The sequence below is a fragment of the Streptomyces sp. BPTC-684 genome (genome assembly GCF_030028635.1).
Classification (GTDB): domain Bacteria; phylum Actinomycetota; class Actinomycetes; order Streptomycetales; family Streptomycetaceae; genus Streptomyces; species Streptomyces noboritoensis.
The window spans coordinates 635,714-648,221 of sequence record NZ_CP124863.1; the positions used below are offsets into that span (position 1 = coordinate 635,714).

The following is a 12,508-nucleotide window of genomic DNA, read 5'->3' on the forward strand; positions in this document are numbered from 1 at the left end:
CCTGAGCAGTGGGACATAGACGGGACCGCCCGTCGGCGTGTCGCCGACGGGCGGTCCCGTGGTGGATGCGGAGCGTGACGTACCGCTATTTGAGCGCCCCCGCGGTGAGTCCCGCGACGACCTGGCGCTGGAAGACGACGTACGCGGCGAGCACCGGCAGCATCGCCATCACCAGGCCCGCCATGAGGCCGGACCAGTCGCCCTTGTACCCCTGGCTGGTCGCGAGCTCGACCAGGCCCTGGGAGAGCACCCGCTTGTCCGGGTCCGTGTTGAGGACCGTCGGCAGCATGTACTGGTTCCACTGCCCCAGGAAGTTGAAGATGCCCACGCTGATCAGACCCGGACGGGCCATCGGCAGCATCACCTGGAAGAAGGTGCGGGTGTGCGAGGCGCCGTCGATCATCGCCGCCTCGGCGACCGAGGTGGGGAGCGTCCGGAAGAACGAGGTGAGGAAGAAGACCGTGAACGGCAGCGAGTACGCGATGTAGACCAGGATCAGGCCGTGCGTCGTGTTCAGCAGGCTCAGGTTGTTCATCACGTAGAACAGCGGCACCAGGGCCAGCATGATCGGGAAGCTCATCCCGCCGATGAACAGGTAGTAGATGAACCGGTTCCCCGGGAAGTCGAAGCGCGCGAGGACGTACGCGGCCATCGAGCCGAGCAGCAGCGTGCCGATGAGCGAGCCGCCCACCACCAGGATGGTGTTGAGGAAGTAGTCGCTCATATGGGCCTGGGTCCAGGCCCGCGACCAGTTGTCGAAGTGCAGCTTGTCCGGGAGCGCCCAGGGGGTGGACAGGATCGAGTTGTCGTCCTTGAAGGACGCCATGACCGCCCACAGCAGCGGGATGACGACCATGAACGCCCAGAGGATGAGCACTCCGTGCGAGAAGACGTTGAGGACCGCGCCCTCGCCCTTCTTCTCCTTCTTCGCGGGCGCCGCCTGCTTGGCCACGGGCGGGCCCTCCTCGGCGAGGTCGGCGGTCGAGGTGTCAGTGGTCATGAGAACTCCAGCCGCTCGCGCCGGCCCAGTCGCATCACGACCGCCGCGAACAGCAGCGTGACGACGAGCAGCGCGACACCGATCGTGGTCGCGTATCCGGCCTGACCGTCGCGGAACGCCGACTGATAGACGTAGAGCGGCAGGACCGTGGTCGAGTAGTCGGGGCCGCCCGGGCCCACCGTCATGATCTGCACCGAGGCGAACGCCTCGGCGCCGAGGGCGAGGATGCCCATGTAGACCCAGCCGGACTGCACGGTGTCCCAGAGCAGCGGCAGCGTGATCCGGAAGAACGTGGTGAAGCGGCTGGCGCCGTCGAGCAGCGCCGCCTCGTAGAAGTCCCTGGGGATCGACGCCATTCCGGCCGAGAACAGGACGACGAAGAAGCCGACCGTGGACCAGACGAGCACGGCCATCACGCAGTACAGCGCCAGATCCGGGTCGCCCAGCCAGTTCGGCTGGACGCTGCCGAGACCGACCCCCTTGAGCGCGGAGTTGATCACGCCGTTGTTGGGGTTGTACGCGAACTGGAAGAGCAGGGCGACGATCGCGATCGAGAGCACCTGCGGAAAGAAGTAGGCGATTTTGTAGAAGCCGGAGCCGCGCACTCCGGTAATGGCGGCGCCCTTTCGGCGCCGCCCCCCGACATTGAGCATGAAGGCGAAGAACAGCGCGAGACCCAGCGTCACCAGCGGCAGCAGCAGCACGAACAGCAGACTGTGCTGCAACGACTTCCAGAAGATGTCGTCGTCGAACATCCGCTTGTAGTTGTCGAAGCCGACCATCTTGAAGTCCGGGCTCAGACCGGTCCAGTCCGTGAACGAGTAGTAGATGGACTGGATGAACGGCCAGATGACGAAGAGTGAGTACAACGTCAGTGGGAGTACCAGAAATCCCACGATGAACCGGTACTTGCCGTGTTGCATGGTTACCGACCCCGATCTTCTAGCGGGTGCCGCCGCTGGTGACGCTGGACCACTGCCGCTACTTCTTGTGCTTGTAGTGCTTGATGTTCTGGTCCTGGGCGGCCTTGTCGGCGTAACCCTGGATCTTCTTGATGGTTTCGGCCGGGGTCGCGCGACCCGCCATCATCTCGCCGAGACCGGCGACACCGATCTGCTCCTTCTGGAGCTTCACGTACCAGTCCTGGAGCCGCGGGTTGACGACGTTGGTGCCGGCCTTCTTCAGCGCGTCGACACCGGACTGCAGGGCCGTCGACAGGGCCAGGCCGTCCGTGCCGCCGTTGAACGCGGAGAGCGACTTGACCTGGGTGGTGAAGTTCTTCGAGGAGGCCTCGCTGAGCATGATGCGCAGCTGCTCCATGCCGCCGGTCGGGTTCTTCGCCTTGGCCGGGACGATGAACGGCTCGCCGCCGGACGCCCAGAGGGTGCCGAACGGCATCTTGTCGTTGCCGTCCAGACTGGAGGGCGCGCCCACCATCATCTTGAAGTCCTTGGGCGTGGTGGGAGCGGCCTCGTTCTCCACCCAGGAGCCGTTCGGGATGAACAGCGCCTGACCCTTGGTCCAGGCGGTCTGCGACTGGATGTGGGTCATGCCCGGGGTGCCCTGGAGGATGTAGCCCTTCTTGAAGAGCTCGTAGTACGCCTCGAACGCGGCCTTGACGGCCGGGTGCTCCCAGGCCTTCGGCTCCAGGTTGTCGATGGCGTCCAGGACCTCGCGGCCGCCGATCTTGGCGATGAACGGGTAGAGCGAGAACGGCAGGTAGTACGGGTACTTGCCCGGGTAGGTCCAGCCCGCGATGCCCTGCTTCTTGGCCTTCTCGCACAGGGCGAGCATCTCGTCCCAGGTCTCCGGGTACTTCGCGTCGAGCTTGTCCAGCGCGGTCTGCGAGTACCAGACGCCGTACACGGTGTACGCGTAGTAGAAGATCCAGCACGGGTCGCCGTCGAACTGGCCCATCTCGACGATGCCGGGCCGCAGCGTGTCGCGGACCTTCTTGCTCGGGTCGTCGATGGACGGCGCGTCCAGGAGCGGGGTCAGGTCGGTGAGCTGGCTCTTTCCGACCAGGACGCCCATGTCCATCTGCTCGGCGCCCGAGTTGTCGATCAGGTCCGGCGGGGTGCCGCCGTTGAACTTGGGCTGGAGCTCCGACTGGATCTTCTGGGTCTTGTGGAAATTGATCTTCGCCTTCGGGAACGCCTTCTGGTACACGGCGTTCGCGTCGGTGGCGTACTTGGTGCCGAAACCGCCGTCGAAGATGACGACGTCGAGAGCCGCCGACTCATTGACGCCCAGCGGGTTCTTGGCGGTCTTGGGGCCGCCGGTGGGCTTTTCCTTGGGGCTGTCGTCGCTGCTGCTCGCACAGGCGGACAGGAAGCCCATCGCCGGAACGGTGATCAGACCGAGCGCCGCGGACCGCTTGATCAGATCGCGACGGCCCAGGCCCTCATTGCTGTCGTGGGCGGAGGTGGATCCCATGCTCAAGTCCTCGCCTTCTCCAGGACTCAGGCGGTGTACCGGTCGCCCGTACCGAATCGCCTGCAGGCGAAGGGCCCCGCCACCGCGGTCAGTTGTGCTGAAGCTTGGGTAGTGCAGGGTACGCAGCGGATACGTCGGACATTGCGGAGGATGACGTGCCGTTGCTTCCCCGACGTCCCCCGTCCCCCGAGCCCGCCGGCTTCCCGGCGGAGCGGACGCCGACAGGTATAGTCCACTTTCCGTCAACTGAGCAAGATCGAAAGCATGGTTGGACGGCATCCTTTCCCGAGTTGAGACCTCTTGGATATCTGATGGCGGAGCGCGGTGGGCCGGACCCCCGCGACACTCTCGCGGCGCCGCGAAACGCCCAGGCCATTCCCCCTCAACACCCTTGACACCACCCATGACTTGCCTTCCTACTGGATCCTGCATTTTCTCTCTGACAACGTTGTCCAGATCGCATGACCGGAGCGCACCGGCCCGGGCCGGGCGTCGTCGTGTCATGCGCCCGCCAACGGAAAGGCCTCCGTATGCTGCCCAGATCCCGGCTCCGACAAGGGCCGGCGGCCGCCCTCGCGGCGGCCTCCCTCCTGCTCGTGGTGACGGCCCAGTGGGCCGCGTCGGCCCAGCCGGCCTCGGCCCAACCCGCCTTTGGCGGCCAGGAGTTCCGCACCTCGTTCGAAACCGGCCAGCCGCAGCCGGACTGGCGCGACACCGTGGACACGGGCCCGGACGGGAGGAAGCGGGCGTCGGGGGTCGACGGCGGATTCACCAGCGGCATACCGGGCAACGTCACCGACAGGGTGACGGCGGTGCGGGCGAGCGCCGAGAACGACGGCTCGGGCGAGGTGAAGGAGAACCTCGTCGACGGCCAGCCCAGCACCAAATGGCTGGCCTTCCAGCCCACCGCCTGGCTGGAATTCGATCTCGACAGCCCGGTCAAGGTCGTCACCTACGCGCTGACCTCGGCCAATGACGCGGCTCCCCGCGACCCCAAGGACTGGACGCTGAAGGGCTCGGCGGACGGCAGCACCTGGACGACGCTGGACACCCGCTCGGGTGAAACGTTCAGCTCGCGCTTCCAGACCAAGACGTACGACTTCGCGGGCTCCACGGCGTACGCGCGCTACCGGCTGGAGATCACCCGCAACGGCGGAGCCGACATCACCCAGCTGGCCGATGTGCAGTTCTCCGACGGGGACACCAGCACCCCGGTTCCGCCGGACATGCTGACGCTGGCGGACCGCGGGCCCGGCGGCTCCCCCACCGCCAAGGCCAACGCCGGATTCACCGGAAAGAGGGCCCTGCGTTACGCCGGTACGCACAAGGCGGACGGTCGGGCCTACTCGTACAACAAGGTCTTCGACGTGGACACCCGGATCGGCCGGGACACCGTGCTCGACTACAAGGTCTTCCCGTCGATGCCGGAGACCGACCTCGGCTATCCCGCCACCAACGTGTCGGTGGACCTCGCCTTCACCGACGGCACCTATCTGAGTGACCTGAAGGCCCTCGACTCGCACGGCGGCCTCCTCACCCCGCAGGGCCAGGGCGCGGCGAAGACGCTCTACGTCAACCAGTGGAACCAGGTGTCCTCGCGCATCGGGGCGGTGGCCGCCGGCAAGACCGTCGACCGGGTCCTGGTGGCGTACGACTCGCCCAAGGGCCCGGCGAAGTTCCAGGGCTGGATCGACGACCTGGCGATCGCCCCGAAGAAGCCGGAGAAGCGCCTGGCCCACCTCGCCGACTACGCGCTCACCACCCGGGGAACCAACTCCAGCGGCTCCTTCTCGCGCGGCAACACCTTCCCGGCGACGGCCGTCCCGGGCGGGTTCAACTTCTGGACCCCGGTGACCAACGCGGGCTCGCAGGACTGGCTGTACGACTACGCGCGGCGCAACAACGCGGACAACCTGCCCACCCTCCAGGCGTTCTCGGCCAGCCACGAGCCGAGCCCCTGGATGGGCGACCGGCAGACCTTCCAGCTGATGCCGTCGGCGGCCGCCGGCACCCCGGACGCCTCGCGCGGCGCACGCGCGCTGCCGTTCCGGCACGAGAGGGAGACCGCGAAGCCGTACTACTACGGCGTCACCTTCGAGAACGGCCTCAAGGCCGAGATGGCGCCCGCCGACCACGCCGCGACCATGCGGTTCACCTATCCCGGTGACGACGCGAGCGTGCTCTTCGACAACGTCAACAACAACGGCGGCCTCACCCTGGACCCGTCGACCTCTTCCTTCACCGGCTACTCCGACGTCAAGAGCGGTCTCTCGGAGGGCGCCACCAGGCTCTTCGTCTACGGCGTCCTCGACGCCCCGGCCACCGCGGGCGGCAAGCTGCCCGGGGGCGGCGGCGCGGACGTCACCGGCTATCTGCGCCTGACGCCCGGCAAGGACCGCACGGTCACCCTGCGGCTCGCCACTTCACTCATCAGTGTGGACCAGGCGAAGGCGAACCTCGCCGCGGAGATCCCGGCGGGCACCTCCTTCGAGCGCGTACGGGACCGGGCGCGCCAGGCCTGGGACGAGATCCTGGGCCGGGTCGAGGTCGAGGGCGCGAGCCACGACCAGCTGACGACCCTCTACTCCTCGCTCTACCGCCTCTACCTGTACCCGAACTCCGGCTTCGAGAAGGTCGGTTCCAAGTACCAGTACGCCAGCCCCTTCTCCCCCGGCACCGGCCAGGACACCCCGACGCACACCGGCGCGAAGATCGTCGACGGCAAGGTGTACGTCAACAACGGCTTCTGGGACACCTACCGCACGACGTGGCCCGCGTACTCGCTGCTCACCCCCGGCCGGGCGGGCGAGATGGTCGACGGGTTCGTCCAGCAGTACAAGGACGGCGGCTGGATCTCGCGCTGGTCCTCGCCCGGCTACGCGGACCTGATGACCGGGACCAGCTCGGACGTGGCGTTCGCCGACGCGTATGTGAAGGGCGTGAAGTTCGACGGCGAGGCCGCCTACGAGGCCGCGCTGAAGAACGCGACCGTCGCCCCGCCGTCCGCGGGGGTCGGCCGCAAGGGCATGGACACCTCGCCCTTCCTCGGCTACACCCCGACCTCCACGCACGAGGGCCTGTCCTGGTCCCTTGAGGGCTACCTCAACGACTACGGCCTGGCGAAGATGGGCGAGGCGCTCTACAAGAAGACCGGCAGGTCCCGCTACCAGGAGGAGTCGGCGTACTTCCTGGGCCGCGCCCGCAACTACGTGAAGCTCTTCGACCCGAAGGCGGCGAGCGCCGGGGCGGGTGCGCCCGGCTTCTTCCAGGGCCGGGACGCCAAGGGCGACTGGCGGGTGCCGAGCGGCACGTACGACCCGCGGGTCTGGGGGTACGACTACACCGAGACCAACGGCTGGGGTTACGCGTTCACCGCTCCGCAGGACTCGCGCGGGCTCGCCAATCTCTACGGCGGGCGCGCGGGGCTCGCGAAGAAGCTCGACGCGTTCTTCGCGACCCCGGAGACGGCCTCCCCCGACTTCGCCGGTTCGTACGGCAGCGTCATCCACGAGATGACGGAGGCGCGTGACGTCCGGATGGGCATGTACGGCCACTCCAACCAGGTCGGCCACCACGTGACGTACATGTACGACGCGGCCGGGCAGCCCTGGAAGACGCAGGAGAAGGTCCGCGAGGTCATGAACCGCCTCTACACGGGCAGCGGGATCGGCCAGGGCTACCACGGCGACGAGGACAATGGCGAGCAGTCGGCCTGGTACCTGTTCTCCGCGCTCGGGTTCTATCCGCTGGTCATGGGCAGCGGCGAGTACGCCATCGGCTCGCCCCTGTTCACCAAGGCGACGGTGCACCTGGAGAACGGCCGCGACCTCGTGGTGAAGGCGCCGAAGAACAGCTCCCGCAACCTCTACGTCCAGTCGCTGAAGGTGAACGGCAAGGCCTGGGACTCCACCGCGCTCCCCCACTCCCTGCTGGCCCGGGGCGGCACGCTGGACTTCGCGATGGGGCCGCGCCCTTCGGCCTGGGGCACGGGCGAGAAGGCGGCGCCGGTGTCGATCACGCACGACGACGAGGTGCCCGCGCCGCCGTCCGACGCGATCTCGGGCAGCGGCCCGCTGTTCGACGACACCTCGGCGACGGCGGGCACGTTCGACTCGGTCGAGCTGCCGGTGGCGTCGGCCACGCGCGCGGTGCGGTACACCCTGACGTCCGCCGACCGCGCGAAGGCCCCCGAGGGGTGGGTCCTTCAGGGGTCTTCGGACGGGACGAAGTGGGTCGATCTGGACAAGCGTTCCGGTGAGTCGTTCGCCTGGGACAAGCAGACCCGGGTGTTCGGCGTGGCCCGGCCCGGCTCGTACGGGCACTACCGGCTGGTGCCGGCGGGCGGACCGGCGACGCTGGCGGAGATCGAGCTGCTGCGCTGACGGCCCCAGCGGGCAGGCGACCGTGTGGAGTTGGCCGCTTTTACCTCAAGCCGATTGACATGTAAAGGAGTCATGGCAAGATTCCGGTGAAACCCGTGGCGCGTCTCGACTGCTGAGGCGCGCCACGACGCATCTGAGCCTCATGGATCATGGAGAACTACGTGGCCAAGACCCTGGCCAAGGATTCCGGGACTTCCGGGACTTCTCGGACTTCCGGCAGCAAGCGGAGCCGGATAGCCGCCCGGCTCGGCGCCGCCGTGGCCGCCGCCGCCCTCGTCGGCACCGGTGCGACCGCGGCCGCCGCGGTCAACCCGCCGAAGCCGTACACCACCGCCGCCCCGGCGTCGTCGGCGCCGTCGCTCGCCCGGTCCGGCGCGGTGACCTCCGCGCCCAGCGCCGAGGCCCCCCAGTTCGACCTGTTCGCCGCGGACCGCGCCAACACGCTCTACGGCTACATCCGCGACGGCGGCGGCGCCCTCAGCCCGCGCGCCAAGATCGACACCGGCTGGGACCTCATCAAGTGGACGACCCAGGTCGACCACGACGCCGACGGGTACGCCGACGGCTGGTGGGAGTGGGACAAGAACGGCACGATGTACTACGCCGCGGACGACGCCACCGCCCCGTGGACCGTCGGCGGCGGCTGGAACACGTACAACCTGGTGCTCTCCCCGGGCAACCTGGGCGGCGCCGCGGCCGGCGACCTGCTCGCCCGCGACACCACCGGCACGCTGTACCTGTACCTGGGCTACGGCACCGGCAAGGTGGCGACCCGCTACAAGGTCGGCGGCGGCTGGAACGCGTACAACCTGATCGCGGGCAACGGCGACCTGACCGGCGACGGCAAGAACGACATCGTCGCCCGCGACGGCTCCGGCACCCTGTGGCTCTACAAGGGCACCGGCAACTACAAGGCCCCCTTCGAAGGCCGCACCAGGATCGGCGGCGGCTGGAACACGTACAACGCCCTGTTCTCGATGGGCGACCTGGACCTGGACGGCAGGACCGACCTCATCGCGCGCGGCAACGACGGCTCCCTGTGGCGCTACTCGGGCACGGGCAGCGCGGCGGCGCCGTTCGCGGGGCGCAAGAACATCGGGACGAGCGGCTGGAACACGTACCGGCTGTTCTTCTGATCGCTGCTTCTGGTCGCTGACCTGCGATACGGACGGGCCGCACTCCCGGGGACGGGGGTGCGGCCCGTCCGCATGTGGCCACTCCGCACTCAAACAGGTTGACAGGTAAAGGGGTTGTGTAAGGATCTCGATGATCGCGTGACGTGTCCCGGCGCACGGTTCACAGGCGTGCCCGGTGCCGCGTCATGGCTCATCGACTCTATGGAGAGATACGTGGCCAAGACTTCTGGCCGTACGCGTGGGCGGAGAGCCGCCGCCCGTCTCGCTGCCGCGGCGGTTGCCGCCGCCCTCGTCGGCACCGGCGCCTCCGCGTTCGCGGCCGACAACCCGACCCCGTCCGCCAAGGCGTCGGTGAAGGCCGCCGCCGCGAAGGCCGCCGCGCACGCCGCGGCGAAGGGCGCCAAGCACGGCGTCACCAAGGCGGACGGCGACCCCAACGGCGCCTACCCGGTCTTCCCCCTGGTCGGCGTGGACCGCTCCGGCAACAGCTACGCCTATCTGCCGGACTTCGAGGGCGGCTTCTCGCCCCGGATGCCGCTCGAAGAGGGCCAGGGCGGCCTGAAGAACGGCGCCCAGGTCGACAACGACGCCGACGGCGTCGCGGACGGCAGCTGGAAGTGGGACACGAAGGGCACGATGACGTACGAGCCGTACGTCGAGCTCGAGAACACCACCGTCGGCGGCGGCTGGAACATCTACAACACGCTGCTGTCCCCGGGCAACCTGGGCGGCGCGGGCGCCGGCGACCTGCTGGGCCGCGACTCCTCGGGCAACCTGTACCTCTACCTGGGCTACGGCAACGGCAAGCTCACGTCGCGCTACCTGGTGGGCGGCGGCTGGGGCCAGTACACGGCCCTCGCGGGCAACGGCGACCTCACGGGTGACGGCAAGGCCGACATCGTGGCGCGCGGCGGCGACGGCACGCTGTGGCTCTACAAGGGCACCGGCAACTACAGGGCGCCGTTCGAGGGCCGGGTCAAGATCGGCGGCGGCTGGAACATCTTCAACGCCCTCGTCTCCTCGGGCGACGTGGACCTCGACGGCACCACCGACCTGCTCGGCCGCGACGCGGCGGGCGCGCTGTGGCTCTACAAGGGCACCGGCAGCGCCGCGTCCCCGTACAAGCCGCGCGTCAAGATAGGCAACGGCGGCTGGAACACGTACCGGCTGCTGTTCTGACGCCTTCTCCGCACGGCGGATGACCGGCGGATGTCCGGAGGGCCGCATTCCCGTTTGGGAAATGCGGCCCTTTTGGACGTTTTCGGGATACGGCGGGTGAACAAGGGCCGAGAAAGAGCTGTTGTCTTGATCCCCTTTGGGTCTAGGCGGGTTGACAGGTAAAGGAGTCGTGAAACGATTCCGCTGAACTCGTGACGCGGCTCGGCACCCGAGCCGCACCACGTCTCAATCACGACCAATGGAGACATACGTGGCCAAGATCTCTGGCCGTAAGCGTGGACGGATAGCTTCCCGCCTCGCTGCCGCGGCGGTTACCGCCGCCCTCGTCGGCACCGGCGCCTCCGCGTTCGCCGCCGACAACCCCTCGGCGAAGCCGTTCAAGGCTCCGACGGCCAAGCCGGCCAAGAGCGCCCTGACGAGCGCGCAGGCGTCCAACGAGGGCGACGCTCCGATATATGGTCTGTACGGCGTCGACAAGTCGAACACGGCCTGGTACTACGCCCCCAACGGCAACGGCGGCCTCGAGGGCCGTGTCGGCTTCGAGGGCAACACCGGCTGGGGCCAGAAGTGGATCGGCCAGGTCGACCACAACGCCGACAGCCTCGCGGACGGCATCTGGCAGGCCGACTACAGCGGCAACCTGTACTACGCGGCGAACGACGGCAGCCAGCCGTGGAAGGTCGGCGGCGGCTGGAACACCTACAACACCCTGCTCTCCCCGGGCAACCTGGGCGGCGCCGGTGCGGGTGACCTCCTGGGCCGCGACGGTTCGGGCAACCTGTACCTCTACCTGGGCTACGGCGACGGCAAGATGACGTCCCGCTACCTGGTGGGCGGCGGCTGGGGCCAGTACACCCAGCTCGCGGGCAACAGCGACCTGACCGGCGACGGCAAGGCCGACATCGTGGCGCGCGGCGGCGACGGCACGCTGTGGCTCTACAAGGGCACCGGCAACTACAAGGCGCCGTTCGAGGGCCGCACGAAGATCGGTGGTGGGTGGAACACCTACAACACCATCTTCGCCGCGGGCGACATCGACCTGGACGGCAAGGCCGACCTCATCGGCCGCGACGCCTCGGGCGCGCTGTACCTGTACAAGGGCACGGGCAACGCGGCGTCGCCGTTCGCGTCCCGTGTCAAGATCGGCACGAGCGGCTGGAACACCTACCGGCTGTTCTTCTGATCGACCGTCGGGTCCCTGACCTGAGGTGACGGAGGGCCGTACCGCTTCGGCGGTGCGGCCCTTCGGCGTACCGGGGGTCACCGTCAACCGGACGTGACGATTCCCGCACAAACCTGTTTGGGAGATGTGAGAAACCCGTGAAACGATCTGGTTGATCCGATGGCGGGCCGCACCTCGTGAGGCGCGCCATGTCTCAACAACTCCATGGAGAAATACGTGGCCAAGATTTCTGGCCGTAAGCGTGGGCGCATAGCTGCGCGTCTCGCCACCGCGGCGGTCACCGCCGCGCTCGTCGCGACGGGTGCTTCCGCCGTCGCGGCCGAGAACCCCGCCAAGTCCGCCAAGGACGGGGCCGCCAAGGCTCACGCCCCGGCCGGCCTGCGTTCGTCCGCGGTCGCGGACACGACCCGGTACGCGCTGTACGGCTTCGCCGGCAACGGCTACCTGTACAGCTACGCGCCGGACGGCAACGGTGGTCTCGCCGACCGAGTGAAGTCCGGTGAGAACTGGAGCAACGAGAAGGACCTCACCCAGGTCGACCACAACGGTGACGGCCACTCGGACGGCATCTGGTACCGCAGCACCGACGGCTACCTCCGCTACTTCATGTGGGACGTCGGCGAGTTCACCGTCGGCGGCGGCTGGAACACCTACAACCACATCTGGTCCGTGGGTAACCTCGGCGGCGCCGGAGCGGGCGACCTCCTCGCCCGGGACGGCAGCGGCAACCTGTACATCTACCTCGGCTACGGCGACGGCAAGCTGACGTCCCGCTACAAGGTCGGCGGCGGCTGGGGCCAGTACAACCAGATCGCCGGCAACGGCGACCTCACCGGCGACGGCAAGAACGACATCGTCGCCCGCGACGGTTCCGGCACCCTGTGGCTCTACAAGGGCACCGGCAACTACAAGGCCCCCTTCGAGGGCCGCACGAAGATCGGTGGTGGGTGGAACACCTACAACACCCTCATCTCCACCGGCGACGTCGACTACGACGGCAAGGCCGACCTGATCGCCCGCGGCAACGACGGCAGCCTGTGGCGCTACTCCGGCAACGGCAACGCCCAGGACCCGTTCGAGTCCCGCGTGAAGATCGGCAACGGCGGCTGGAACACGTACCGCCTGCTGTTCTGATCCCACCGGCTCTTCTCTGAAGCGCCGTGCATGACGAAGGGCCGCACCCCGGCGACGG

8 protein-coding genes are annotated in these 12,508 nt (G+C 68.2%); 5 read left to right on the forward strand and 3 right to left on the reverse strand.

Features of this window, described 5'->3' with window-relative positions:
- Nucleotides 1–85: 85 nt before the first annotated feature.
- From QIY60_RS02845 to ngcE, 3 genes are read right to left on the reverse strand one after another with little or no spacing between them, the layout of a single operon-like run.
- Nucleotides 86–1,000 (reverse strand): carbohydrate ABC transporter permease, encoded by a 915-nt coding sequence (locus tag QIY60_RS02845; protein WP_283140966.1) that lies wholly within the window; start codon nt 998–1,000, stop codon nt 86–88.
- Entirely contained in the window at nt 997–1,923 is a 927-nt protein-coding gene (locus tag QIY60_RS02850; protein ID WP_283140967.1) for a sugar ABC transporter permease, read from the reverse strand. The genes QIY60_RS02845 and QIY60_RS02850 overlap by 4 nt, the downstream gene beginning before the upstream one ends.
- Nucleotides 1,924–1,981: 58 nt before the next feature.
- Nucleotides 1,982–3,436, reverse strand: coding sequence for an N-acetylglucosamine/diacetylchitobiose ABC transporter substrate-binding protein (gene ngcE, locus QIY60_RS02855; RefSeq protein WP_283140968.1), 1,455 nt, complete (start codon nt 3,434–3,436; stop codon nt 1,982–1,984).
- 530 nt (nt 3,437–3,966) lie between these two features.
- On the opposite strand from ngcE, the gene QIY60_RS02860 reads away from it, so the two are divergent.
- The 5 genes from QIY60_RS02860 (at nt 3,967) to QIY60_RS02880 (ending at nt 12,450) form a co-directional block, all read left to right on the forward strand.
- Nucleotides 3,967–7,818 (forward strand): GH92 family glycosyl hydrolase, encoded by a 3,852-nt coding sequence (locus QIY60_RS02860; protein WP_283140969.1) that lies wholly within the window; start codon nt 3,967–3,969, stop codon nt 7,816–7,818.
- Nucleotides 7,819–7,967: 149 nt separating this feature from the next.
- Nucleotides 7,968–8,954 (forward strand): VCBS repeat-containing protein, encoded by a 987-nt coding sequence (locus QIY60_RS02865; RefSeq protein WP_283140970.1) that lies wholly within the window; start codon nt 7,968–7,970, stop codon nt 8,952–8,954.
- A gap of 213 nt (nt 8,955–9,167) precedes the next feature.
- Entirely contained in the window at nt 9,168–10,133 is a 966-nt protein-coding gene (locus QIY60_RS02870) for a VCBS repeat-containing protein (protein WP_283140971.1), read from the forward strand.
- A gap of 250 nt (nt 10,134–10,383) precedes the next feature.
- Complete coding sequence (locus QIY60_RS02875; protein WP_283140972.1) at nt 10,384–11,316, forward strand: VCBS repeat-containing protein; 933 nt, start codon at nt 10,384–10,386, stop codon at nt 11,314–11,316.
- Between the two features lie 216 nt (nt 11,317–11,532).
- Nucleotides 11,533–12,450, forward strand: coding sequence for a VCBS repeat-containing protein (locus QIY60_RS02880; protein WP_283140973.1), 918 nt, complete (start codon nt 11,533–11,535; stop codon nt 12,448–12,450).
- Nucleotides 12,451–12,508: the final 58 nt, after the last annotated feature.